The organism is Paraburkholderia lebeckiae, assembly GCF_050436225.1.
Classification (GTDB): domain Bacteria; phylum Pseudomonadota; class Gammaproteobacteria; order Burkholderiales; family Burkholderiaceae; genus Paraburkholderia; species Paraburkholderia tuberum.
In genome coordinates this window covers 703,780-728,460 of sequence record NZ_JBNDLU010000003.1, presented here as the reverse complement: position 1 = coordinate 728,460, position 24,681 = coordinate 703,780, and the positions used below count along the sequence as shown (strand labels likewise).

At 65.4% G+C, this 24,681-nt stretch carries 18 protein-coding genes; 11 read left to right on the top strand and 7 right to left on the bottom strand.

The window, feature by feature from the left end; genetic code table 11:
* Positions 1–51: 51 nt before the first annotated feature.
* Positions 52–1,083 (bottom strand): flavodoxin family protein, encoded by a 1,032-nt coding sequence (locus tag OKW45_RS38090; protein ID WP_429474044.1) that lies wholly within the window; start codon positions 1,081–1,083, stop codon positions 52–54.
* A gap of 177 nt (positions 1,084–1,260) precedes the next feature.
* On the opposite strand from OKW45_RS38090, the gene OKW45_RS38085 reads away from it, so the two are divergent.
* The gene (locus OKW45_RS38085; protein ID WP_429474043.1) at positions 1,261–1,968 is read left to right on the top strand and encodes a PIG-L deacetylase family protein; all 708 of its coding nucleotides are present in this window, start codon (positions 1,261–1,263) and stop codon (positions 1,966–1,968) included.
* A 58-nt stretch (positions 1,969–2,026) separates the two neighbouring features.
* Positions 2,027–2,959 carry a glycosyltransferase family 2 protein gene (locus OKW45_RS38080; protein ID WP_429473842.1) on the top strand — a complete coding sequence of 311 codons (933 nt, stop codon included), beginning with the start codon at positions 2,027–2,029 and terminating at the stop codon, positions 2,957–2,959.
* Positions 2,960–2,990: 31 nt separating this feature from the next.
* Here OKW45_RS38080 and OKW45_RS38075 read toward each other — a convergent pair whose 3' ends face one another.
* Positions 2,991–5,684: an ABC transporter transmembrane domain-containing protein gene (locus OKW45_RS38075; RefSeq protein ID WP_429473841.1), complete on the bottom strand. Its 2,694-nt coding sequence runs from the start codon at positions 5,682–5,684 to the stop codon at positions 2,991–2,993.
* 379 nt (positions 5,685–6,063) lie between these two features.
* Between OKW45_RS38075 and OKW45_RS38070 the strand changes: the two genes are divergently transcribed.
* The 8 genes from OKW45_RS38070 (at position 6,064) to OKW45_RS38035 (ending at position 15,337) form a co-directional block, all read left to right on the top strand.
* The gene (locus OKW45_RS38070; protein ID WP_429473840.1) at positions 6,064–7,371 is read left to right on the top strand and encodes a glycosyltransferase family 4 protein; all 1,308 of its coding nucleotides are present in this window, start codon (positions 6,064–6,066) and stop codon (positions 7,369–7,371) included.
* 122 nt (positions 7,372–7,493) lie between these two features.
* On the top strand, positions 7,494–8,096 hold the full coding sequence (locus OKW45_RS38065) for a D-glycero-alpha-D-manno-heptose-1,7-bisphosphate 7-phosphatase (RefSeq protein WP_429473839.1): 603 nt from the start codon (positions 7,494–7,496) through the stop codon (positions 8,094–8,096).
* Positions 8,093–9,334, top strand: coding sequence for a lipopolysaccharide heptosyltransferase II (gene waaF / locus OKW45_RS38060; protein ID WP_429473838.1), 1,242 nt, complete (start codon positions 8,093–8,095; stop codon positions 9,332–9,334). The genes OKW45_RS38065 and waaF overlap by 4 nt, the downstream gene beginning before the upstream one ends.
* A 22-nt stretch (positions 9,335–9,356) precedes the next feature.
* Positions 9,357–11,102, top strand: coding sequence for a carbamoyltransferase family protein (locus tag OKW45_RS38055; RefSeq protein ID WP_429473837.1), 1,746 nt, complete (start codon positions 9,357–9,359; stop codon positions 11,100–11,102).
* Complete coding sequence (locus tag OKW45_RS38050; RefSeq protein ID WP_429473836.1) at positions 11,099–12,187, top strand: glycosyltransferase family 2 protein; 1,089 nt, start codon at positions 11,099–11,101, stop codon at positions 12,185–12,187. Before OKW45_RS38055 ends, OKW45_RS38050 begins: the two co-directional genes overlap by 4 nt.
* The gene (locus OKW45_RS38045; protein WP_429473835.1) at positions 12,184–13,323 is read left to right on the top strand and encodes a glycosyltransferase family 9 protein; all 1,140 of its coding nucleotides are present in this window, start codon (positions 12,184–12,186) and stop codon (positions 13,321–13,323) included. The genes OKW45_RS38050 and OKW45_RS38045 overlap by 4 nt, the downstream gene beginning before the upstream one ends.
* Positions 13,313–14,269, top strand: a complete 957-nt coding sequence (locus OKW45_RS38040; protein WP_429473834.1) for a glycosyltransferase family 4 protein — start codon at positions 13,313–13,315, stop codon at positions 14,267–14,269. The genes OKW45_RS38045 and OKW45_RS38040 overlap by 11 nt, the downstream gene beginning before the upstream one ends.
* 51 nt (positions 14,270–14,320) lie before the next feature.
* On the top strand, positions 14,321–15,337 hold the full coding sequence (locus tag OKW45_RS38035) for a UDP-glucuronic acid decarboxylase family protein (protein WP_429473833.1): 1,017 nt from the start codon (positions 14,321–14,323) through the stop codon (positions 15,335–15,337).
* Positions 15,338–15,384: 47 nt separating this feature from the next.
* Here OKW45_RS38035 and OKW45_RS38030 read toward each other — a convergent pair whose 3' ends face one another.
* The 3 genes from OKW45_RS38030 to metE all read right to left on the bottom strand — a co-directional run bounded on the left by OKW45_RS38030 (position 15,385) and on the right by metE (position 20,172).
* Complete coding sequence (locus OKW45_RS38030; RefSeq protein ID WP_429473832.1) at positions 15,385–16,485, bottom strand: SDR family oxidoreductase; 1,101 nt, start codon at positions 16,483–16,485, stop codon at positions 15,385–15,387.
* A 283-nt stretch (positions 16,486–16,768) separates the two neighbouring features.
* Positions 16,769–17,380, bottom strand: coding sequence for a recombinase family protein (locus tag OKW45_RS38025; protein WP_018422263.1), 612 nt, complete (start codon positions 17,378–17,380; stop codon positions 16,769–16,771).
* Between the two features lie 497 nt (positions 17,381–17,877).
* Entirely contained in the window at positions 17,878–20,172 is a 2,295-nt protein-coding gene (gene metE / locus OKW45_RS38020; RefSeq protein ID WP_429473831.1) for a 5-methyltetrahydropteroyltriglutamate--homocysteine S-methyltransferase, read from the bottom strand.
* A gap of 1,027 nt (positions 20,173–21,199) precedes the next feature.
* Here metE and OKW45_RS38015 point away from each other — a divergent pair.
* Positions 21,200–21,460, top strand: a complete 261-nt coding sequence (locus OKW45_RS38015) for a hypothetical protein (RefSeq protein ID WP_018420641.1) — start codon at positions 21,200–21,202, stop codon at positions 21,458–21,460.
* A gap of 401 nt (positions 21,461–21,861) precedes the next feature.
* On the opposite strand, the gene imm40 is transcribed toward OKW45_RS38015, so the two are convergent.
* Both imm40 and OKW45_RS38005 read right to left on the bottom strand, forming a co-directional pair.
* A complete protein-coding gene (gene imm40 / locus OKW45_RS38010) occupies positions 21,862–22,185 on the bottom strand; it encodes an Imm40 family immunity protein (protein WP_113061922.1) in 324 nt (107 codons plus the stop codon).
* A 194-nt stretch (positions 22,186–22,379) separates the two neighbouring features.
* Complete coding sequence (locus OKW45_RS38005; protein ID WP_429468773.1) at positions 22,380–24,200, bottom strand: ABC transporter transmembrane domain-containing protein; 1,821 nt, start codon at positions 24,198–24,200, stop codon at positions 22,380–22,382.
* Positions 24,201–24,681 lie beyond the last annotated feature (481 nt).

Sequence of the window (24,681 nt, the reverse complement as noted above, 5' to 3'; positions counted from 1 at the left end):
CACGCCACCTGGTCGTTCTTCATGCTTCGCCCTTCTCATGCGACTTGCGGATCATTTGGCGCGCGGAGTGCCGAGGCTTTCGTCCGGTTCCTTGCGTCCGCCGCGGATCTGCTCGACGCAGTTCGCGACGGCTTCGGCCGCGTTGGCCACTTCCTGCTGCACGTCCTCGTCGCGATCGAGCGCTTCATGGCTGGTCGCATAGGGCTCGTAATAGCCGATAAAACGATCGAGCCGCGACTTCGCGCCCGATTCGACGAAGCCCATCCAGTCGAGCCAGTCCGCGAGCGCCCTGCGCGAGTCCTCGATGCCGGCGACGTCGCCATGCACGACGACGCCATAGGCCCGGCCCGCCAGATGTTTCGGATAGTCCCAGCCAGCCAGTTCGAGACGCTTGGCTTCGTCCGGTTTCTTGCCGTGGGTCGAGGTGGGATCGGGATTGCCGCCGTCGGCGCACACGAGGCGATCCATCATCAGCTTCAGCGGCGCGGACACCTGATACCAGTAGACCGGCGTCACGATCAGCACGCCGTGACAGGCGGCAAAGCGCTCGTAGATGTCGTTCATCCAGTCGTTGACGAGCCCGAGCGAGTGATTCGGATAACAACTGCATGGCCAGTGACACAGCGGCATCGCGGTCGACACGCAGCCTTTGCACGGATGAATATGCAGGTCGCGATCGGAGTTCAGGTGCGACAGATCGAGGAAATCGACGTCGCAAGACCGGCGTTCGAGCGCTTGCTGCGCGATCTTCGCAAGCCGGAAGCTCTTCGACATTTCGCCGGGGCACGTGTAGTCGTTGCGCGAGGATGCGTTGATCACGAGCACGCGCGAGCGCGACGCCGGATCGCGCTGCCGCGCCTGCGCCGCCTTGATCCGCTCGCTCGCCGTGCGCCATTCGACCGACAGATCGTAGTCCGGGTCGGCGAATCCAGGCCCGGCTTTTTCCGTGACCGGCGCCTTGCGGCCTTGGCGATAGGCATCCCATGCAATCGCTTCGAGCCGCGCGAGCGATGCGTCTTCCGCGCGAAACGCCGGGTCGTAGAAGCGGGCCATGAAGCGTTCGCGAAACGCGTCGCGGGACATCGATTCGGTAACCTGACCTTTGCGGACTTCGACGATGCGCACGTGGTCGGGCGGTTTTGCAGGGGGGCTCATGGCTCATACGGTAAGCGGTAGTAGAACCGCATGGCGAGCAAGGGCTATTCCAGCATTGGCACTTCGCGCGCCGCGACGGCGGAACGTAGCTTGCTAACTGCCGGAATGGAATCGAACCAGCGCTTGCTCGTCATTTCACCGCATCTCGACGATGCGGTCCTCAGTTGCGGACTGCTGATCGCCGCTCATCCCGGCACGGTCGTCTGCACAGTTTTCACTGCGCCGCCCGTCGGCAACATGACGACCGATTGGGACCGCGCCGCCGGTTTCGCCGACGCGTGCGAAGCGATGCAGGCGCGTCAGGCGGAAGACCGGGAGGCGCTCGGGTTGCTGTCGGCGATTCCTGTGCATCTGCTGTTCTGCGATGCGCAATACCATGCAACGCCCGATGCAGACGAGCTGATCACCGCGCTGAACCACGCTGTTTCCGAAACAAAACCCGCGCGGATCGTCATGCCGTTGGGCCTGTTCCATTCGGATCACGTTCTCGTGTCCAATGCCTGTCTCGCCTTGATGCGGCGTCAGCCAGCCAGTCCGTTCATCGCCTATGAAGATGTGCCCTACCGGCGCATGTCCGGCGTCGTGCAAGCGCGCCTGTGCGACCTCGCGAAACGCGGCTACGCCGCCCAGCCACCGCACGCGTTCGATGCGCCCGGCACCACGCAACACGAGCATATGAAGCGCGCGGCAATCGACGCCTACCGCAGCCAACTGCGCGCATTCGGTCCCGAAGGACAGGCAAGCCTTTTTTCGTCCGAATGCTATTGGCAGCTTGGCCGCAACGAATCGGGTCGATCTACGCAAAACGCGTGACGTGCGGCACGAGGTTTGCGTCGCCGTCGCAGTCCAACCGTCGAAACGATTGCACAGCATGCAAACCAAAGCCCCCTACCCGCGCATTTCGGTCGTCGTTCTCACGTATAACCGCGCGAGCGAATTGCTCACGACCTTGGAACGTCTGCTCGCGTTACCCGAAAACCCGCCGATCATCGTCGCCGACAACGGCTCCACTGACAACACGGTCGCACTCGTCGAAGCGCGCTATCCAAGCGTTCGCGTCGTCGAATGCAACGGCAATCTCGGCGCGGCGGGCCGCAACCACGCGGTCGCGTGCGTCGAGACCGACTATGTCGCGTTCTGCGATGACGACACCTGGTGGGACCCCGGCTCGCTCGAACGCGCGGTGCAATTGCTCGATGCATGGCCGTGCGTCGGCGTGCTGAATGCACGTGTCGCCGTCGGCGGGGACAACACGACCGATCCGACCTGCGCGTTGATGCGCGCAAGCCCGCTCGGCCGTGTCGGTCTGCCGGGGCCCTCCTTGATCGGCTATATGGCGGGCGCGTGCGTGTTTCGCACGGCGCTGTATCGCGAGATCGGCGGCTATGAGCCGCGTCTTTTCATCGGCGGTGAGGAAGCCCTCGTTTCGCTCGACGTGCTCGCGTCGGGACATGCGATCGTCTACTGCGAGCAGTTGACGCTCCATCACCATCCGTCGCCGGTGCGCGAGAGCGCGTTGCGCCGTCGCATGCTCGCGCGCAACGCCGCGTGGGTCGCGTGGCTGCGTCTGCCGTTGGGCGAAGCGTTGAGCGCGACTCTGCGCGCCCTCGACGTATTCGCGCGGGAAGGCACGCTGATGCGCGACGGCACCGGATTGCTGGCCGGGCTGGCGTGGACCGTGCGACAACGCCGCGTGGTCCCCCGGTCGATCCTCGCGATGCGCGACCGCGTGCGCGCGGCCGAGCGCAATCTCGACGCGTCCGCAACGACGACTGTTGGTGGCAAGTTCGACGCGCCGACCTGAGACCTCGCTCAGACCTGAATCGCGCGCATCATTATCGCGGCAACGCCGTGTCCATGCGATCCGGCGCCTGCGCGAGCCGCCGGATCGCGGCGATCAGTTCCGCGGGCGCCACGGGCTTGTGCAAGTGCACGTCGAAACCCGCAGTGCGCGCACGCTGTTCGTCGAGTGCGTCCATGTAGCCGGTCAACGCGATCGCGGGCAGCGGCCCGCCCGGAATCGACGGCCGCCCGCCTTCCAGTTCGCGCAAACGGCTCAGCACGTCATAGCCATTTTCGCCGGCCAGCATCAGATCGCACAGCAGCACATGCGGCCATTGCACCGGGTCCGTCGCGCGCAGCCAGTCCAGCGCTTCGGTGCCCGCTGCACATAGCCGAACGCGTGCGCCGCTCGTGCTTAGCACCGCTTCGAGCGCGTCGCGCGCTTCTTCCTGGTCGTCGATCGCGAGCACGAAGAGGCCATCGAGCGGTGCGGGCTCCGCCGAATCCGGCGCCGTGGGCGCCGATGCCAGTGGCGGTTGCGCATCCGCGACCGGCCGCAGCGGAAGCATCGCCACGTAGGCGAGCCGCCCATTCAGCGGCGTCAGCGTGAAGCTGCCGCCCGCGGCCGCCAGCGCGCTTTCCATATGCCGCGCCGTCGCCAGCGATAGCTCGGCCGGCTTGTCGCCCATGCCGAGCACGCTGAACCACACGTGATTGCCGTGCCGCTCCGCGCGCAACGCGATGCGCTGCCCCGGGCTCGCCTGCGCGATCTCATTGCGGCACAACTCGGCGATCAACGGTTGCAGCACGCTCGGATCGCCGGTCACCCGCAGTTCGTTGTCGGACGGCTCCGCGTAGACGACGACGCGCTGCCCGGCGATCTCGTCGTGCAATGCATCGATCACACCCGCCGTCAATGCGCTGACGCTGACCGATCGCGCGGTCAGCCGGCGCTGCGCGTGTTCGAGTTCGCCCTGCTGCCATTGCAGCGACCACATCTTCGCGTACACGCCCTCGCGCGCGAGCAGTTCCCGATGCGTGCCCTGCTCGACCACCTGGCCGTGTTCCATCACCAGAATCCAGTCCGCGTCGACGACGGTGGAAAGTCGATGCGCGATCACGATCGACGTGCGGCCTTGCGCGAGGCGCGTCAGCTCGGTCTGGATCGCGCGCTCGGAGCGCGTGTCGAGCGCGGAGGTCGCCTCGTCGAACACGATGATGCGCGGGTCCTTCAGAATCGCGCGCGCAATCGCGATGCGCTGCCGCTCGCCGCCCGATAGCCGCACGCCCCGCTCGCCGACGCGCGTGTCGTAATGGTCGGGCAAGCGCTCGATGAACTCGTCGAGCTGCGCGGCCCGCGCCGCCCGCACGACGTCCGCGCGCGTCGCCGACGGACGTCCATAGGCGATGTTGTAGGCGATCGTTTCATTGAACAGCACGGTGTCCTGCGGCACGATGCCGATGGCCTCGCGCAGACTGCGCTGCGTGACCATGCTGATGTCTTGCCCGTCGATGCGGATCATGCCGCGCTCGGGCCGATAGAGGCGAAACAGCAGCTTCACGAGCGTCGATTTGCCCGAGCCGCTGCCGCCGACCACCGCGAGCGTCTTGCCCGCATACGCGTGAAAGTCGACATCGCGCAGCACCTGACGCGCCGTGTCGTAGCCGAAATCGACGTGTTCGAACTCGATCAGCCCCGCGCCGACCTTCAGCGGCTGCGCGTCGCGCGCATCGATGTCCTCGCCGAGGCGGCCGCGCGCCGCCAGAATCACGAACATGCGCTCGACGTTGACGAGCGCGTCGTTGGTCTCGCGAAACACGAAGCCGAGCGTGTTCAGCGGCATGCAGATCTGGATCAGGTAGGCGTTCACCAGAATCAGGTCGCCGACGCTCATGCTGCCGGCCACCACGTGCTGCGCGGCAAGCAGCATGACCGCCGCTACCCCGAGCGCGATCATCGCGCTCTGTCCCACGTGCAATGCGGTCAACGCGTTCTGGTTAGCGATGCGCGCGTGCACCCACTTTTCCAGCACGTCGCCGAGCCGTTGCGTCTCGCTTTCTTCGGTCGCGAAGTATTTGACCGTGTCGTAGTTCAACAGACTGTCGACGAGCCGCCCGTCCGATTGCGCTTCGAGCAGATTGACCGCGCGCTGGAACGCGACGCGCCGCCGCGTGAACACGAACGTATAGCCCGCATACAGCACGAAGGTCACGACGATCACGAGCATGAATTCGCGCGCGTAGCTATGCACCATGATCGCGACGATCACCGCGATCTCGAAGAAGGTCGGCACGATCGTGAACAGCGCGGTGCCGAGCAGAAAGCCGATGCCGTCGGCGCCTTTCTGCACGTCGCGCACGATCGCGCCAGTCTCGCGCCGCGCATGAAAGCGCGCGCTCAACCGATGCAGATGCGCGAAGGTGCGCTCGGTCAGCGCCGCGACCGTGCGTTGCACGACGATGCTGAACACGACGTCGCGCGCCTCGTTCAGCGCGTCGCCGAAAAATCGTAGCAGCGCATAGGCGAGCACGAGGAACACCGGAAACGCCACATGCGCGAGCGGAGGGCTCAGTTCGTCGACGATGTGCTTCAGCGTGAGCGGCATCAGCACGGTCGCGAGCCGCGCGGCGATCATCAGCGCGAGCGCCCCGCTGGTCTGCCAGCGATAACGCCACACCGCATGCGCGAGATCGCCGACGATTCGGCGCGTCAGTTCGGAGCGAGGCGGCGGGGCGGAATTCGGCATGAAGTCGGGGTGGTGGCATCCGGAAAAAACGTCGCACAAGGGTGGCGTGCCGCAAGCGGCGCACCCGGGCGCGAGCAAAAAAGGCGCTGGCTCCAGCCCTTTTCCGCGCACTGCTTACTTATTAATTGGGCGGGGTCCTTCACTCATCCTAGTACCGGCGCGGCGCGAGCGGTTCGAAGTTACATGACGGTATGTAGAAACAGGGAACGCCACAGCGCTTCTCTTCCCACGAAAAAGGGCACGCTACGGCGCTTCGTCCGGTTCCGGCGCGACCTTCGCATCGTTTGTCCGCACCGCAGGATGCGAATGGCACACCGAATGCTCTGCGCCGGTAACGAAAGTCAACATCAATAACCGCGCATCGCAGGAAGGAATGCCAATGAAAATCGCCCTGATCAGCGAACACGCGTCGCCACTTGCTGTCGCCGGTGGCGTCGACAGCGGCGGACAGAACATCTACGTCGCGAACGTCGCGCGTCAACTGGTGGAAATGGGCCATCAGGTCGACGTGTTCACGCGCCGCGATCGCGCACTGCTGCCCGAGAGCGTCGACATGGACGGCGTGCGCGTGATTCATGTGCCCGCGGGACCGCCGTGGCAATTGCCAAAGGAACGACTGCTGCCGTTCATGGACGAGTTCGCCGCGTTTCTGAACGCGTTCTTTCGCCGCGAACCGCAGCCCTACGACGTGATGCACGCGAACTTCTTCATGTCCGGCCTCGCCGCGCTGCAAGTGAAGGCTGCGCTCGGTGTGCCGCTGGTCACGACCTTTCACGCGCTCGGCCGGGTGCGGCGTATCCATCAGGGAACGGATGACGGCTTCCCCGACGAGCGCTTCGCGATCGAAGACGAACTGGTCGCAGGCTCGGACGTCCTCGTCGCCGAATGTCCGCAGGACCAAGCCGATCTGCTCGAACACTATCGCGCCGATCCAGCGCGCATCGAGATCGTGCCGTGCGGTTTCGATGCCGAGGAGTTCCGGCCCGTCGAGCGCGAAGCCGCCCGCAACGCGCTCGGCTGGCGCCAGCACGACTTCATCGTGCTGCAAGTGGGGCGGCTCGTGCAGCGCAAAGGCATCGACAACGTGGTGCGCGGCGTCGGCGTGCTGAAGCACACGTTCAACGCGTCGGCGCAGCTGTACATAGTCGGCGGCAATTCGGACGCGCCCAACGAAATCGCGACGCCGGAGATCGCGCGCTTGCGCGAGATTGCACGCGACTGCGGCGTCGCGGAGCAGACGAGCTTCGTCGGCCGGTGTGGTCGCACGCGGCTGCGCTACTTCTACAGCGCCGCCGACGTGTTCGTGACGACGCCCTGGTACGAGCCGTTCGGCATCACGCCGATCGAGGCGATGGCCTGCGCGACGCCGGTGATCGGCGCCGACGTAGGCGGCATCCGCTATTCGATCCTCGATGGCGTGACCGGCTTTCTCGTGCCGCCGCGCGATCCGCACGCGCTCGCCGCGCGTCTCGACTGCTTGCGGCGCGACCCCGCGCTCGCGTGCCGGATGGGCGAAGCGGGCCTCGAACGGGCGCGGACCGGCTTCACCTGGCGCGGCGTCAGCGATGCGCTCGTGCAAATCTACGCACGCGCGGCAAGGCTGGCACCGACCAAAACATCGCTCGACACCGCGTCCGAGCCGGAGCAGCTACCGCTGCGAGCAGCAGCCGGAGCGTCGTTCCGTTGACCACGGCGCACGCCGCGCGAACGCGCGCGGTGTGCGCATTTGGAACGCGCCGCGGCCGGTCCAGCGGCTGCAGCGCGCCTTTTCCGACTTTTGACCCAAGCTCGCGCATACCACGAACCATCATGACGCTACCCGCTGTGTTCATCGACAAGGACGGCACGCTGCTCGAAGACGTGCCCTACAACGCCGATCCCGCGCTGATGCGTTTCGCGCCGGGCGCGCGCGAAGCGCTCGCGCTGCTCGCCGCGTACCCGTACGCGCTGTTCGTGATCAGCAATCAGTCCGGCATCGCGCTCGGCAAGTTCGAAGACAGAGCGCTGTTCGACGTCGAACGCCGGCTGCGGCAGATGTTCGCCGAGTGCGGCGCCCCGCTCGCCGGCGCGTACTGGTGCCCGCATCATCCCGAGGGCAGCGTCGCGCGTTACGCGATCGTATGCGACTGCCGCAAGCCCGCGCCCGGCATGCTGCTGCGCGCGGCCGAAGAGCATGAACTCGATCTCGCCAACAGCTGGTTCATCGGCGACATTCTCGACGACGTCGAAGCGGGCAATCGGGCCGGCTGCCGCACGATCCTGCTCGACAACGGCCACGAGACCGAATGGCGAACCGGCCCGCAGCGCACGCCGGGCGCGCGCGCCGCCGGTCTGCACGAGGCCGCGCAACGCGTCCTGTTGCACGGCCTGCCGCCGGGCCCCGCGGCGCGCCGCAAGGAGGCGCCGCGGTGAACGCACCTCTGCCACTTGCGCCGCCCACCCTGGCTCACGCGCGCGCGCCCGATACGTCGCAGCCGGTGTGCTGGGGCGGCGACGTCAAACGGATTCTGTGCGTGCGCCTCGACAATCTGGGCGACGTGCTGATGACCACGCCCGCGCTGCACGCGCTGCGCGAGTCCGCCGAAGACCGCCATATCACGCTGCTCGCTTCGCGCAGCGGCGTCGCGCTCGCGCCGTTTCTCGACGATGTCGACGATGTGATCGAATACGACGCGCCGTGGGTCGCGCCCGCGTCGACCGTGACGCGCGATCTGCTCGACGATCACCGCATGCAGCAGCGGCTGCGGCGCGGCGGCTTCGACGCGGCGGTGATTTTCACCGTCTATAGCCAGAGCCCGTTGCCGGCCGCGATGCTGTGCTATCTCGCGGGGATTCCGCGCCGCCTAGCGCATTGCCGTGAAAACCCGTACGCGCTGTTGACCGACTGGCTGCGCGAGCCGGAGCCGCAGCAGCGCACGCGGCACGAGGTGCAACGCCAGCTCGATCTGGTGCGTCACGTCGGCGCGCAGACGGCCGACACCGGCATGCGCTTTCGCGTGCCGCCGGCCGCGCGCCAGTCGCTCGACGCGAAACTGAGGACGCTCGGCATCTGCCGCCACACCGAGTGCATCGTGCTGCATCCAGGCGCGACCGCTGCATCGCGCCGCTACCCGCCCGAGCGCTTCGGCGAGGTCGCCACGCAGCTCGCGCGCGAAACCGGCGCCTCGGTGCTCGTGACCGGCGGCGCAAGCGAGCGAGCGCTCGTCGAGACCGTGATGCGCACGGCCGCGCCCGGCGCGCGCGCGCAGCTATACGACCTGAGCGGTGCGCTGACGCTCGCCGAACTCGCCGCGCTGCTCGAACGCGCGAGCGTGCTCGTATCCAACAATAGCGGCCCCGTGCATGTCGCGTCCGCGCTCGGCACACCGGTCGTCGATCTTTATGCACTGACCAACCCGCAGCACACGCCGTGGCAAACGCCGCAACGCGTGCTGTATCGCGACGTCGAATGCCGCTGGTGCTATCGCAGCGTGTGTCCGCACGGGCATCACGCCTGCCTGCTCGGCGTTCCGACCAACGAGGTCGTGCACGCGGCACTCGAATTGCGGCAAGCGGATGCGCATGCGCCGCGTCGTGGTGTATCGGAGCGCGCCGGTCACCCCGATAACACGAGCACGCCGTCGCTGATCGATCAGCCAACCGTCCCCTGAACCCACTTCCACTGCTAATGCCATGTACACACTCGGAATCAATGCGGTCTATCACGACAGCGCCGCCGCGCTGCTGCGCGACGGTGTGGTGCTCGCCGCCGCCGAAGACGAACGCTTCACGCACGTCAAGCACGCGAAACGTCCGGTGCCGTTCTCGACCTGGCAGCTCCCGTTCGATGCGATCGACTACTGCCTGAAGGCCGCCGGCATTACGCTCGCCGCGATCGATCACGTCGCTTACTCGTACGACCCCACGCTATTCGGCGGCATGCCGAAGAGGCCGGGCGCGACGATCGAGCTGCCGTTCGATCCGGCCGGCACGCGCCCGGACAACCCGTCCGCGTCGCCGTGGGACCCGCTGTTCCTCAGCTATATCGCCAACGCGAAGGGCCAACTGCTCGACGGCGCGCCGCATCATCTGCGCAAGCGCTTCCAGGGGGTGGACCGCGAGCACGGCTTCGCATGGCACTTCGTCGAGCACCATCTCGCGCACGAGGCGAGCGCGTTTCTCGCCGCGCCGTTCGACGACACCGCCGTGCTGACGATGGACGGCCGCGGCGAGGGCGTGACGACCAGCATGGGGCAATTCGTCGGCGGCGAGTACCAGCGTCTGAAACAGGTCGAGCTGCCGCACTCGCTCGGGCTGCTCTACGAAGAGGTCACCGACTGGCTCGGCTTCCTGCACTCGTCGGACGAGTACAAGGTGATGGCGCTCGCGTCGTACGGCAAGCCGGCTTACGTCGAGGTGTTCCGCGAGATCGTCCGCTATCGGCACGACGGCAGCTATACCGTCGACGCTCCGCGGCTGACCGAACGCTTCGGTCCCGCGCGCGAACGCGGCGGGCCGCTCGAACAACGCCACTTCGATATCGCCAATTCGTTGCAGCGCGTGCTCGAGGAGACCGTGCTGGAACTCGCGCACTGGCTGCATCGGCAGACCGGCTTGAGCCGGCTCTGCATGGCGGGCGGCGTCGCGCTGAACTGCGTGATGAACTCGAAGGTGCGCGACGCCGGGCCATTCAGCGAAGTGTGGGTGCAACCGGCGGCCGGCGACGCTGGCACCGCGCTTGGCGCGGCGCTCTGGACCGACTATCGCGAGCGTGCCGCGCGCGGCGACCGCGAACGTCACTGGAGAATGGATCACGCGTATCTCGGGCCCGAGTACAGCGAAGCGGAAATCGAGCAGTTCCTGCGCTGGTCGAAAGTACCGTACCGGCGACTCGCCGATATCGCCGGCGAGACCGCCGATCTGCTCGCGCAGGGCAAGGTGATCGGCTGGTATCAGGGGCGCACCGAATTCGGGCCGCGCGCGCTCGGCGCGCGCTCGATCCTCGCGTCGCCGGTCGATCCGCAGATGCAGGCGAAGCTCAACGAGATCAAGGATCGCGAGGACTTCCGCCCGGTCGCGCCGGTCGTGATGGAAGAGGAAGCCAACGAATGGTTCGTGAACGGCCAAACCGCGCCGTTCATGCTGTTCGTCTTCGACGTGCGCGCCGACCAGGCCGCGCGTATTCCGGCCGTGCGGCATGTGGACGGCACCGCGCGCGTGCAGACCATCAACCGCGCGCAGCACCCGCTGTACTACGACCTGCTGGCGGCGTTCAAGCAGCGCACAGGCGTGCCGATTCTCGTCAATACGTCGTTCAACACGCGCGGCGAGCCGATGGTGAATTCGCCGCGCGACGCGGTCGAGTCGTTCTGGACCTCGCCGCTCGACGCGCTCGTGATCGGCCCGTTCCTCGTCGACAAGGCGGGGAGCCGCGCATGAACGCATCCGTCATGTGTCCGTCGCCCCTGCATGGCGGCGTGGCCGCGCGCTACAGCAGCGAAGATGCCGAGGAAACCGGCCGCACGTTGCGCACGCAGTGGAGGCCCGACGTGTCGGTGGTCGTGCCCACCTACCGCCGTCCCGCGATGCTCGCGAACTGTCTTGCCGCGCTATGCGCGCAGCAGTTCGCGCCGCACCGCTACGAGATCGTGGTCTGCGACGACGGTCCCGACGAGGCCACGCGCGCCTGCGTCGAACGATTCGCGCGCGAGATGGCGCCGCGCGGGCTGGAAGTGCACTACCTCCCGGTCACGCGCACCCAAGGGCCGGCCGGCGCGCGCAACGCGGGATGGCAGTATGCGCGCGCTTCGCTGATCGCCTTCACCGACGACGACACGCTGCCCGATCCGCACTGGCTGACGGCTGGCGTCGCGGCGCTCGCGCAAGGCGCGACGGCGGCCGCCGGCACGATCGTCGTGCCGCTGCCCTCGCCGCCCGATCTGCCGACCGATTACGAAGCCGACGCGAGCGGCCTCGCGCGCGCCGAATTCGCGACCGCGAACGTGTTCGTCACGCGTGCGGCGCTCGTCGCGACCGGCGGCTTCGACGAACGGTTCACGTCGGCGTGGCGCGAGGATTCGGACCTGCAGTTCACGCTGCTTACCGCGGGCGGCCAGATCGTGCGCGCCCGCGACGCGGTGGTCGTGCATCCGGTGCGGCCTGCGCGCTGGGGCGTCAGCATCGCGCAGCAGAAAAAGAGCCAGTTCGATGCGCTGCTCTATCGCAAGCATCCCGAACTGTTTCGAACCCGCATCCGCTCGCGGCCGCCGCTGCTGTACTACGCGATTCTCTGCGCCGCGTTGCTGGCGATCGGCGGTTCGTTCGCGGATCAGCCGATGCCCGCGGGCGCGGGTTTGATCGCGTGGTGCGGGTTGACCGGCTATTTCTGCGCGCGGCGGCTGCACGGGCGCAACCACGGCTGGCGCCACGTCGCCGAAATGCTCTGGACGTCGATCCCCATTCCGTTTCTATCGATCTACTGGCGGCTCTATGGCGCCATCCGTTTCAAGGTGTTCTTTCCATGACCCCACCCTCGCTGCTGGCGGCGCTGGCGCCGCGCCGTATCGCCGTGTTTCGCGCGCTGCAGCTCGGCGACATGCTGTGCGCAGTGCCCGCCTTGCGTGCACTGCGCGCGGCCGCGCCGGATGCGCATATCGCGCTGATCGGACTGCCGTGGGCACGCGCGTTCGTCGAGCGCTATGCGGCGCTCGTCGACGAGCTGATCGTGTTTCCGGGCGCCGTCGGTTTTCCCGAGCAGCCCGAATCGAACGATGGCTTGCCCGCGTTCTTCGCGCGGATGCGCGAGCGGCGTTTCGATCTGGCGATACAACTGCACGGCAGCGGCGGCATCGCCAACGATCTGCTGCATCAACTCGGCGCGTGTGCCGACGCCGGCTTCGTGCAGCCCGACGAGGTACCGCGCGAGGGTTGCTTCATCGATTGGCCCGATGCGCTGCCGGAGCCCGAGCGCTATCTCGCGCTGATGAGCGCACTCGGCGCGCCGGCGCACGACCGGCGTCTGACGTTCCCGCTCACCGAGCTCGACCTCGACGAGTACACCGCGCTGCGCACGTATCACGGTATCGAAGGCGAGCGGCTCGTGCTGGTTCACCCCGGTTCGCAATTGCCGTCGCGCCGCTGGCCCGCCGAGCGCTTCGCGGCCGTCGCCGACCACCTCGCCGCCGACGGCTGGCAGATCGCAATCACCGGCACGGCCGCCGAAGCGCCCCTGACCTGCGCGGTGCTCGGCGCGATGAGCGCGCCCGCGCTGCATCTGGCAGGTGCGACTTCGCTCGGCGGACTCGCTGCGCTGGTTGCCCATGCGCGGCTCGTGGTCTGCAACGACACCGGCATCTCGCACATCGCCGCGGCGATGGCGAGCGCGTCGGTCGTGATCGCATGCGGCAGCGACACGCGGCGCTGGGCGCCGCTCGATCATGCGCGGCATCGCGTGCTGGCCGACTATCCGGCGTGCCGGCCGTGCATGTTCCGCGACTGCCCGTATGGTCATCCGTGCGCGCTGAACGTGGAGGTCGAACAGGTGGTCGAGACCGCCCGCGAGCAGCTTGCGAGCGCGCCCGGCGCGCAACCAGGCGCACCCGGCAGCCTGCATGAGGGAACCGTTTCGCTGTCTTTCGAGGATCTGCACCATGTTGCGTAATTGCCGCCGGCTGCGCGTGCTGACCTGGCACGTGCACGGCAACTACATGTATTACCTGAGCCAGACGCCGCACGATTTCTATCTGGTGACGAAACCCGGTCATCCGCCCGGCTATGCCGGCAAGGTCGGCGTATTGCCGTGGGGCGACAACGTGCACGAGATCGCAATCGACGACGTGCCCAACCACGAGTTCGACGTGGTGCTGTACCAGCATCGCACCCACTGGGACCACGACCGCGAGCGCGTGCTGAGCGCCGCGCAGCAACGTCTGCCACGCGTCTATGTCGAGCACGACCCGCCGCAGGAGAACCCGTTCGAGCAATGGCATTGGGTCGACGATCCCGGCACGCTGCTGGTCCACGTCACACACTTCAACCGGCTGATGTGGGACAGCGGCGTCACGCCGACGCGCGTGATCGAACATGGCGTCGTGGTGCCCGACGGCGTGCGCTACAGCGGCGAACTGCAGCGCGGCATCGTGGTCGTCAATCATCTCGCGCAGCGCGGCCGGCGGCTCGGCGCGGATGTCTTCAGCGAAACGCGCACGCGCGTGCCGCTCGATCTCGTCGGGATGGACGCACAGCGGCTAAACGGCATCGGTGAGATCGGCAACCTCGATCTGGCCGCATTCAGCGCGCGCTACCGCTTCTTTTTCAATCCGATCCGCTGGACCAGCCTCGGCCTCGCGATCGTCGAGGCGATGACGATCGGCATGCCGATCGTCGGTCTCGCCACGACCGAGCTCGCCACCGTGATTCGCAACGGCGAAAACGGCTTCGTGCATACCGACGTCGACGTGCTCGTCGACGCGATGCTCGGGCTGCTGCGCGATCCCGGCGAAGCGCGGCGGCTCGGCGGAGGCGCGCGGCGCACGGCGCTCGAACGCTTTCATATCGACCGATTCGCGCAGGACTGGCACGACGCGCTGCTGCACGTCACGGCGTAATGCCACGCTGCTTTTCGACGTTCATGCGGTCCAACCACAGGATCACGCACCATGAAAGAACTTACCCGCAAGCGCATTCTGGTCACCGGCGGCGCCGGCTTTCTCGGCTCGCACCTGTGCGAACGGCTCGTCGCGCAGGGACACGACGTGCTATGCGTCGACAACTTCTATACCGGTACAAAGGACAACATCGCGCATCTACTCGACTGCGCGAACTTCGAACTGATGCGTCACGACGTAACGTTCCCGTTGTATGTGGAGGTCGATGAAATCTATAACCTCGCGTGCCCCGCGTCACCGATCCACTACCAGCACGATCCGGTGCAGACTACAAAGACCAGCGTGCATGGCGCGATCAATATGCTCGGGCTCGCCAAACGCGTGAAAGCGCGGATTTTCCAGGCGTCGACGAGCGAGGTGTATGGCGACGCGCTCGTCCATCCGCAGAAAGAAGACTACTGGGGCCACGTGAATCCCATCGGTCCGCGCTCGTGCTACGACGAAGGCAAGCGCTGCGCGGAAACGCTGTTCATGGACTATCGCCGTCAGCATGGTCTGTCGATCCGCATCGCGCGCATCTTCAACACCTACGGCCCGCGTATGCATCCGGCCGACGGCCGGGTGGTGTCGAACTTCATGATGCAGGCGCTGCGCGGCGAGCCGCTGACCATCTACGGCGACGGCTCGCAGACGCGTTCGTTCTGCTATGTCGACGACATGATCGACGCCTTCATCCTGCTGATGAACTGCGCCGACGATCCGGGCGGCCCGGTCAACCTGGGCAATCCGCACGAAGTGTCGATGCGCGAGATCGCGCAGCGCATCGTCGCGGTGACCGGCTCCGCGTCGCCGCTCGAAACACGGCCGCTGCCGGCCGACGATCCGTGGCATCGACAGCCGGACATCTCGTTGGCGACAAAGCTGCTCGGCTGGCAGCCGGGCACGTCGCTTGACGAAGGGCTGCCGCGCACCGCGCGTTATTTCCGCGCGCGCATCGAGGCGAGTCAGCAGACGCCGCCGCCTGCGGGCATGGACGGCGCCCGAGTCACGTCCGCTTGCCCTCATTGAGCCAGCGGCGCAGCGATGCCGCCGTCGCGGCGCCGCTCTTCACGCGATCACGGCGGCCCCTCGCCGCCCGTCGCGCCATACACCTGTCCGGTCACGTAGCTCGCGCGCGACATCGCCAGCGCCACATAAATCGGCGCGATTTCGGCCGGCTGGCCCGGACGTCCCATCGGCGTGTTGGCGCCGAAATTTTCGAGGTTCTTCATCGTCTGCCCGCCGCTGACTTGCAACGGCGTCCAGAAAGGACCCGGCGCCACCGCGTTCACGCGGATGCCGCGCGAGATCATCTGCTTGGCCAGCGATTTCGTAAAGTTCGCGATCGCGGCCTTCGTCATCGCGTAGTCGAGCAGGTTGATCGACGGATTGTAGGCATTCACCGAACTCGTATTGACGATCGCCGCGCCCGGCGGCATGTGCGAAATCGCGGCCTTCGTGATCCAGAACATGCCGTACAGATTGGTGCGCAACGTCCAGTCGAAATCCTCGGTGCTAATGTCGAGGATCGAATCGTGGCTGTGCTGGCGACCCGCGTTGTTGACGAGCACGTCGAGGCCGCCCATGCCGTTTACCGCGCGATCAACGGCCTGTTTGCAGAACGCCTCGTCGCGAATGTCACCGGGTATCGCGACCGCATTGCGGCCCGCGCCGCGAATCAACGCGACGACTTCGCGCGCGTCCGGCTCCTCGGCGGGCAGATAAATGATCGACACGTCCGCGCCTTCGCGCGCGAACGCGATCGCCGCCGCGCGGCCGATGCCGGAATCGCCGCCGGTGATCAGCGCCTTGCGCCCCGCGAGCAGGCCGCTGCCGCGATAGCTCGACTCGCCGTGATCGGGGCGCGGCGTCATACGGCTCGCCAGACCGGGCCACGGCTGCTGCTGATCCTGAAACGGCGGATGCGGGTATAGCCCTCGCGGGTCGCTCAGTGACGCGCTGGCGTCTGGTGCGGCTGGCGCTGCTGGTGCATTACCGCCGCTGCCAGGCGCCCCGCCCGCATCGGCGGCGTGCGCGGTGCCCGCCAGGACGGCGGCCAGACCGGCCGCGGCGCTTTGCACCACCTTGCGGCGCGTTTGCGACACGGGGTCCGCGGACGTGTCGTTTTCCGCTTGCGAGTCGCGGCCCGGCGTGCCCGTCAATCGATCGTTGGACATCGGCTTCTCCTCCATCAAGGTGCCGACGATCGAGCAAGGCTTATACCCTTCAACTCAACGCGGCCGAGATGGTGGCGAGGCGATCCGCCGGGCAATCGACCAGATCGACGCTCAGCGACTCGCGCCCGCCCGCGTTGTTCACGTGCGCGGACCATCGCACGCATATGCACGCTTGTCTGAACGGAGTGGCGTTTTTTACGCGATGGATCGTGCGAAAGCGCCGCGCGGTTGCCCGATCACCGATGCGGTAAGAAGACGCGGAAATAGCTTCGGGATGCAATTTCTACACGACTGCTGTGTCCGCGCGAATGCGCATCACGGTCTGACGCGAAGTGCCGAAGCGCCGCGCGACCTCGCTGACCGACTGTCCTCTGCCGAGCGATTGCAGCACGCGTTCGCGCTGCTGCTCGGAAAGCGATGGCGGTCTGCCTGTGTGCTTCCCGCTCGCGCGAACGGCCGCGAGACTGTCGCGGCTGCGCAGGCTGCGGCACGCGGCGTCGAGCCGCACTAGCGCGCGCAACGCCTTCAGCGCCGAAGGCTCGGGACGCCCGGCCAGGTCGGTATGGCCGACTTCGACGCAACGCAGAGCGATGCCAGCCTTCCGGCACTGCATCACGGTGGCGAGTATGTCGCGCGCGTTGCAGCCGAGCGCGGCCACCTCGAGCACGACGAGCGTGTCGCGCGGCGCGATTCGTCGGATCAGACTTTGAAGTTCGGGGCGTTCGCGCGCCTGCGCATAGGTCGGCAGATCCTCGACCACGACCCGCGCGAGCGTGACCATGTAGCCGGCCTTGTCGAGCCGGATCAGCGCCTGCTCGTGCCGAACCGCATCATGCGCGCCGAACAGATAGATGTGTAGTTTTTCCACGTCGCCTTCATAGTCACGATCCGCCATTAGCGGCGCTAGTACTCCGGGGAGTCCTTTTCTTTTCGAGCGACGACGCCTGGACACGCCGTCACTCATCGCGCTCAGGGCTGCCGCTGGCCGCCCTGATGCGTCGGAGGAGTCTGGTTCTGTTGCTGCTGTCCGCTGTCGCGGCCGGGCTGCGCTGGATTCGATGGCTGACGATTCGAATTCTTGTCCGAAGACATGACGTTCTCCTATGTGAGATTGCGGGTGACCGTGGCTAACCGCGGCCATCTTGGTCAACCCGCAATCAGCGTTCCCGGGTCCAGCCCGCGCGAGGCCGTTGCGTGGCGGGCAGGCAGGCGCCTTGCTATGACGCTTGCACTGGCGATGCAAGCAGCCCGGTGGAGGAATTTTCAAAGTGTATCAACCACGTTGAACGCCCAATACGGTTGGCGTCGGTATTGGCGCGATTGAACTGTGGTTACATGAGCGGTGGAGGCGGCATGTAGCCGCCGGGGAGCAATCGACGGCTCGCTCGCTCTTTACTGAGGCCGGCTGCGCAGCATCTTCGCGGCGGCGACCATGTTCGTGAGCGCGGGAATCACTTCAGCCCACTGACGCGTTTTCAGACCGCAGTCCGGATTCACCCACAGACGCTGCGCCGGAATGCGCTCCGCCGCCTTTTGCATCAATTGCACGATGTGTTGCTGTGTCGGAATGTTCGGCGAGTGGATGTCATAGACGCCCGGGCCGATCCCGTTCGGGTAGCTGAAGTCGTCGAACGCGTCGAGCAACTCCATGTCCGAGCGCGAGGTCTCGATCGTGATCACGTCCGCATCCATGTCGGCGATCGACGCGATGATGTCGTTGAACTCCGAATAGCACATATGCGTGTGGATTTGCGTTTCGTCGCGCACGCCGTTCGCGGCGATACGGAACGATTCCACCGCCCAGCGCAGATACTCGCCCCACTGCGCGCGACGCAGCGGCAGGCCCTCGCGCAGCGCGGCTTCGTCGATCTGCACGACGCGCACGCCGGCTTTTTCAAGGTCGAGCACTTCTTCGCGGATGGCGAGCGCGAGCTGGTAGCACGACACCGAACGCGGCTGGTCGTCGCGCACGAACGACCAGTTCAGGATCGTCACGGGACCCGTGAGCATGCCCTTCATCGGCTTGTTCGTCAGTGACTGCGCGTAGGTGATCCACTCGAGCGTCATCGCCCGCGGACGGCTGATGTCGCCGAACAGGATAGGCGGCTTCACGCAGCGCGAACCATACGACTGCACCCAGCCGAACTGGCTGAACGCGTAGCCGTCGAGTTGCTCGCCGAAGTACTCGACCATGTCGTTGCGTTCGGCTTCGCCGTGCACGAGCACGTCGAGACCCAACGCTTCCTGTTCGCGCACGCTGCGCTCGATTTCCTCGCGCATTGCGTGCCGATAGCCGGCCTCGTCGAGCGCGCCGCGCCTGAACTGGCTGCGAGCATGGCGAATTTCCGCCGTCTGCGGGAACGAGCCGATCGTCGTGGTCGGGTATGCGGGCAGTTCCAGCAGCGCGGCCTGCTTCGCCGCGCGCTCGGCGTAGGCGTGCTGGCGATTGCCGACATTCGCGTCCATGCGCGCCAGCGCGGCCTTCACCGTCGGGTTGTTCACGCGCGGCGAGTCGCGGCGCGTGGCAATCGCGGCGGCATTGGCGGCGAGTTGATTCGCGACCTTGTCGCGGCCGCCATTGAGTGCGGTGGCGAGCACTTTCAATTCGTCGAGCTTTTGCAACGCGAACGCGAGCCATGAGCGGATCTCCGGATCGAGCTTTGCTTCGCTCGCGAGATCGACCGGCACGTGCAGCAGCGAGCACGATGGCGCGAGCCACAGGCGCTCGCCGAGTTGCCGCGCGAGCGGCGTGAGCCATTCGAGCGTGGCGTTCAGATCGGTCTTCCAGATGTTGCGGCCGTTGATCGCGCCAATCGATAGCACGCTATGCGCCGGCAACTTTCGCGCGGCCACCGCCACTTCGTCGCGTGCGTTGATCGCGTCGATGTGCAGACCGTCGACGGCCAAGCCGCAGGCAAGTTCGAGGTTCTCTTTCAGTTGCCCGAAGTACGTCGTCAGCAGCAGCTTGACGCCGCGTTCCTCGAAGCCTTGATACGCGGTCACGAACGCGTCGCGCCATGCTGGATCGAGTTCGGTGACGAGCACCGGTTCGTCGATCTGCACCCACTCGACGTCCATCACCTTGAAATAGTCGAGCAGCGCGCGATAGACAGGCATGATGCGAGCCAACAGCGCAAGTTTGTCGGAGTCGTCCTTCGCCTTGCCGAGCCAGAGATACGTGATCGGGCCGATGATCACCGGCTTCGCCTTCACGCCCTGCTCGCGCGCTTCACGCAGCTGTTCGAGGAAGCCGGACGTGTCGAGGTTGAACGTCGTATCGGCCGTGAATTCGGGGACGATGTAGTGGTAGTTCGTATCGAACCACTTCGTCATTTCGCCGGCCGCGACGCCGCCGCAACACGTGGCGTGCTCCTCGGCACCCTGCGCCGAGCGGCCGCGCGCGACGCGGAAGTAATTGTCGAGCTTGTCGCCATGAAAGCCCTGCACGCGTGCTGGCAGATTGCCGAGCGTGAAGCTCATGTCGAGCACCTGGTCGTAGAACGCGAAATCGCCGACCGGCGCGAGGTCGAGCTCGCGTTGGTCATTCCAGTGACGCGCACGCAGTTGCGCGCCGAGCGCCTTCAGTTCGTCGCGCGACGATTCGCCCTTCCAGTAGCGTTCGATGCCGAACTTGAGTTCGCGTTTTGCGCCGATGCGCGGGAAGCCGAGATTATGTGTCGTGACCATTGGGGCTGCCTTCCGATGAAAAGTGCGAGGAACGATGCGAGGACTGGCAGCGATGATAGGGTTTTCGTTCCATGAAGAAAAATGGCATTATTTCATTTATCCATTATTTTTCTTCATTCGAGGTAGCCGTGCACTTCCTGCGCGCGGCGTCATCGCTAACCGCGGAGGCTTTTAATATAGGCCACGGAGGGCCACGGAGGCTGCTAGCCGAACTCAGTCCTTGTACGCGGCGACGAAATTGGACTCTTTCCCGGGTGGTTCACCCTTCGGTGAGGAGTGGCATGTTTTCTTGAAGGTTTGTTCGACGCCTGCCCATGTCGGCGGGCTCGCAAGCGCGTGGCGGCGCATGCGGGCAGGCGTTGAACAAACCTTATCAAGAACTGCTGTCTTTGGAGGGCTCCGATAGATGCTCTTGATGGTTCGACTGGGAGGGAGGCGGCTGCATCCGGTTTCCGCCGGCCGGCAGGATGAACGGAGCGAGCGTACAGGGTAGAGACTGGCGCGTGCGTTGACGCGATAACGCCGCTTATCGCGGCCAGCCACCCTCAACCCCACCGGCCCTCTGAAGTCACTGCAGAAGGCCGCCCGCCCCTTGTGCGGGCCTTTTTGTTTTCCAAGCGTCGCTATGCGGAGCGACTCGGGTATTCGCCTCATCGTCGGACTCGACAGGCAGCTTTCGACCGCACCGCCGTCAGTCGAGACGCGAGAGCACTAAATGCCAAATATCAGAGTCCGGCAGTTGCCCGGTACCGTCGCTCAATGACAAATATTCCAGCCATTCCCGACATTCAGGGATCGCATCTGTCAGGCAGCTACGAGTCGCTTTGCCGACATTCGCACTTCGGCGGCGGCGAGCGTCTGCTGCCACTGCAACCGAATGCGTACTTGCGACCCGTTGCGGTCTCTCGATCTTCCCCAAAGCTGCCGTTCAGACGCGCTTGTGTCTTTGATACGATGTCGCCTGTGTACGCTACTCCGTCACCGAAAGCGGCCGTCGAGCAGAGAAAGATAATTGAGCAAAGGCACCATGTTTACTCCCGAGTTTTCCGCGAACGACGCGACGGAACACACCCTGATCGCCAATCATTTCATCGAGACCGAAGAAGCGCTCAAATTGAGCCTCGCGTTCGTCCGCGCACGTGTCATCTTCGGGTTACAACACGTTCCCTCGCCCGCAAGGTTTGTGACGTGCTACGACGTGCGCGGTCAGAAGGTCGAGAACGACCTCGAGGACCGTCTGAAGAATGCTCTTGGAGATGTTACGGAAGTCCGGGTGAAGCGATCATGAGCCTTCAACTCGTCGCGCGTTGTGGTTCCCTTCGTGAAATCGAGGACCACCTCACTCCCGTTTGCGCGGGCGCCGAAGTTTTTTATATCGACAGAGATCACGTTGGGATTTCTGTCCCGACTCGATTGCTTGACGCAGTTGGAGAGGACACGGTTAGAGCCGCGCTACGACACGTACCCGTCTACGACCTGTATGCCGGAGTATGGAGCAAGGATCAGCCGTAGCCGCCTACCGCGAACGGACCTTGAGCCGCCCCATCCGCGCCGATTGTCACCGATCTACGCACCGCAGTCGGACGGCAGAAAATGGCCGACCGTCGCCTCATGAAATTCGCGTAGCGGGCCGGCGCCTAGGACAGCAAGGGTCGCCATGAGCGCCCGCTCGCTCCAGGAGGCCGTTATTCACTGGGCTGGAGTTCGGCCAGTAACGACAAACACAACGAATAACGAACGCTCTCGCAAGGAATGCAAAAAATCCCGAGCTGCAGAGATTCCCTCGTCGACGTTGCTTCCCTCGTAAAACCAATTTTCGTGCGTGGGCTCAAGACTTCGTCCGTCTGACGATGCGCGATAAACGTCCCCGCCAAGGACCAGCCATTTTTGGCCTGCAAACAGGTCCAACGCTTGCCCTGCTTCCGAGAGATCTAACGCGGCTTCCTTTAGACCCATATCTCCAAGCGACCGCCCGCTGCGAGCGTAAAGTTCGAGAATCTTGGTGATGGTCATTGGCACTCTTGTGGCAGTGTCTGTCGAAAAACCGGATCAATCGACAACTCGTCGATCGGCGCAAGACGCCGGATTGTCAGCAATCTGAGGCCGATCGTCAAATGACCGGTTGCGGCCGCTTATTGCCTTACGCTACCGCGTCATGTCGATCCGTTGGGAGCGCTGCGGTTGCCGTGCCGACCTGGATCGTGTCTTCACGCCGAGTCGACGCGATCGCACTCAGCGTCGCGCTGTCCCATATGCGCAACCTGCTCGCCAAACTGCAGGGCGGCAAGCTGGGCATAGAGCGGCGAGCTCAGAAGCAAGTCGGCGTGACGGCCCTGCGCGACGATGCGGCCTTGCTCCAGCACGACAATGCGGTCCGCTTGCTGTACGGTCGCGAGGCGGTGCGCGATGACCAGCGTGGTGCGGTTCTGCGCGGCATTGTCCAGCGCCTTCTGTACGAGGCGTTCGCTGGCAGCGTCGAGCGCGCTGGTGGCCTCGTCCAGCAGCAGGACGGGCGGATTCTTCAGGATCGCGCGGGCGATCGCAATGCGTTGGCGCTGTCCGCCAGACAGTCGTACTCCGCGCTCGCCTAGAAACGTGTCGTAGCCTAGCGGCAGTTCTTCGATAAAGCCGGCCGCAGCGGCCATTTCGGCAGCCCGCTGCACTTGCGGGAGTGTGGCCTCGTGCGCGCCGTAGCGGATGTTGTCGAGCACGCTGCCCGAAAAGATCACCGATTCCTGCAGCACTGCCCCGATTCCCTTGCGCAACTCGAGGATCGGCACCTGTCGCGTCGGGACGCCGTTGATCAGAATGTTGCCGGCCTGCGGGTCGTAAAATCGCAGCAGCAGTTGGAACAGCGTGGTTTTGCCGGCGCCGGACGGTCCAACCAGCGCGACATGTTCGCCCGCGCGGACGTCGAGCGAGAGCCCGGCGAGTGCAGCAATGCCGGGGCGGGACGGATACGAAAAGCTAACATTGTCGAAGCGGATGCCGTCCCCGCGCGCCGGCAGCGCGACCGTCGCCTCGGCCTGCACCACCGGCGAGCGTGCCACCAGCAGTTGCAACAAACGTTCGGTGGCGCCGGCAGCCCGCTGCAGATCGCCCCACACTTCGGCGACAGCTCCCACAGCGCCGGCGGTGAACACCGCGTAGAGGATGAACTGGGACAACTGGCCGGCCGTCATCCGCCCGGCTAGCACAGACTGCGCCCCAAGCCAGAGGACGAACACGACGGCGGCGAATACCAGCACGATAACCACGGCGGTCAACCAGGCACGCGCCCGAATTCGCTTGAGCGCTGTCTCAAAGGCCACCTCCACCGCGCCGGCAAACCGCCGCGCCTCAAAGGACTCCTGCGTGTACGACTGGACGGTCGGCATGGCATTGAGGACCTCGCCCGCCAGCGCGCTCGCGTTCGCTACCTTGTCCTGGCTGGCGCGCGAGAGGCGGCGCACGCGCCGACCGAAGACAACGATGGGAGCGACCACCACCACCAGCGTAGCGATAACGTAGCCTGACAGTACAGGGCTGGTCACTGCCAGCATCGCCACGCCACCGGTAAGCAGGAAGAAGTTGCGTAACCCCAGCGACAGGCTGGTGCCCACCACCGTCTGAATCAAGGTGGTGTCGGTGGTGAGCCGCGACAGCACCTCTCCGGTCTGCGTGGTTTCGAAGAACTGCGGGCTCATCTCCAGCACGTGGTCGTAGACCGCACTTCGCAAATCAGCCGTGACCCGCTCGCCCAGCCACGACACGAGGTAGAAGCGCAGTGCCGTGGCGCCGGCCAGTACCAGCGAAACGGCGAATAACGCGAGGAAATAGCGATCGATATGCGTACGGTCACCCGCAGCAAAGCCACGGTCAATCAGGTATTTGAACGCCACCGGCAACGCCAGTGTGGCGCCCGCCGACGTCACCAGCGCCAGGAACGCGAGCGCCCAGCGCCCGGCATACGGGCGCATGAAGGGAAACAGGGCAAACAGGGGGCCTATAGCCCGCGAAGGCGGCGAAGGCGGGACAGCGTCTGGCATGAGGATTCCCGAGCGGGTAGAAGTTCATCTCGATTGTGCCAGTCCTACAGATTCGAAGGCAGCGGTCGCGTGCTTGCCGCGACTCCCCATATATATATCAAGATCAAATCGATCTTCTCAGGAATGAGCCATTGCCATGACAGACAAATCCGATCCGGACGAACAGAAAGGACCCGGTGGCTTGACGTTGCGCCAGATCCACGAACAGGTACAGAAGAGCGTCGAGCGCGACCGCGAAGAGCAGGTAAAGCGTAATACTACCGCTGCGCAACAGGGTCGATGGCAACGTTGGGTACGCTACGTGTGGGCCCGCAGTGGCCGTCGCCAAGATGGCTTGATACGAAATGCGCCGGTCGCGATTGCCGAGCCGGCAGCAAACGTTAATCGCCGAGCCGGGCCGGTCATAGCGTGTCTGCGAGCGGCACGACCCACCCACAAACGCCGTTCGACATAGCACCGTCTTGACGACAGCTTCCAAGGT

Excerpts from the sequence above, each read along its gene's own strand:
- OKW45_RS38070 (WP_429473840.1), top strand. The coding sequence starts at position 6,064 with ATGAAAATCGCCCTGATCAGCGAACACGCGTCGCCACTTGCTGTCGCC.
- OKW45_RS38045 (WP_429473835.1), top strand. The coding sequence starts at position 12,184 with ATGACCCCACCCTCGCTGCTGGCGGCGCTGGCGCCGCGCCGTATCGCC.
- OKW45_RS38080 (WP_429473842.1), top strand. The coding sequence starts at position 2,027 with ATGCAAACCAAAGCCCCCTACCCGCGCATTTCGGTCGTCGTTCTCACG.
- OKW45_RS38015 (WP_018420641.1), top strand. The coding sequence starts at position 21,200 with ATGTTTACTCCCGAGTTTTCCGCGAACGACGCGACGGAACACACCCTG.
- OKW45_RS38065 (WP_429473839.1), top strand. The coding sequence starts at position 7,494 with ATGACGCTACCCGCTGTGTTCATCGACAAGGACGGCACGCTGCTCGAA.
- OKW45_RS38075 (WP_429473841.1), bottom strand. The coding sequence starts at position 5,684 with ATGCCGAATTCCGCCCCGCCGCCTCGCTCCGAACTGACGCGCCGAATC.
- OKW45_RS38050 (WP_429473836.1), top strand. The coding sequence starts at position 11,099 with ATGAACGCATCCGTCATGTGTCCGTCGCCCCTGCATGGCGGCGTGGCC.
- OKW45_RS38025 (WP_018422263.1), bottom strand. The coding sequence starts at position 17,380 with ATGGCGGATCGTGACTATGAAGGCGACGTGGAAAAACTACACATCTAT.
- imm40 (WP_113061922.1), bottom strand. The coding sequence starts at position 22,185 with ATGACCATCACCAAGATTCTCGAACTTTACGCTCGCAGCGGGCGGTCG.
- OKW45_RS38040 (WP_429473834.1), top strand. The coding sequence starts at position 13,313 with ATGTTGCGTAATTGCCGCCGGCTGCGCGTGCTGACCTGGCACGTGCAC.
- OKW45_RS38035 (WP_429473833.1), top strand. The coding sequence starts at position 14,321 with ATGAAAGAACTTACCCGCAAGCGCATTCTGGTCACCGGCGGCGCCGGC.
- metE (WP_429473831.1), bottom strand. The coding sequence starts at position 20,172 with ATGGTCACGACACATAATCTCGGCTTCCCGCGCATCGGCGCAAAACGC.
- OKW45_RS38090 (WP_429474044.1), bottom strand. The coding sequence starts at position 1,083 with ATGTCCCGCGACGCGTTTCGCGAACGCTTCATGGCCCGCTTCTACGAC.
- OKW45_RS38085 (WP_429474043.1), top strand. The coding sequence starts at position 1,261 with ATGGAATCGAACCAGCGCTTGCTCGTCATTTCACCGCATCTCGACGAT.
- OKW45_RS38005 (WP_429468773.1), bottom strand. The coding sequence starts at position 24,200 with ATGCCAGACGCTGTCCCGCCTTCGCCGCCTTCGCGGGCTATAGGCCCC.
- OKW45_RS38055 (WP_429473837.1), top strand. The coding sequence starts at position 9,357 with ATGTACACACTCGGAATCAATGCGGTCTATCACGACAGCGCCGCCGCG.
- OKW45_RS38030 (WP_429473832.1), bottom strand. The coding sequence starts at position 16,485 with ATGTCCAACGATCGATTGACGGGCACGCCGGGCCGCGACTCGCAAGCG.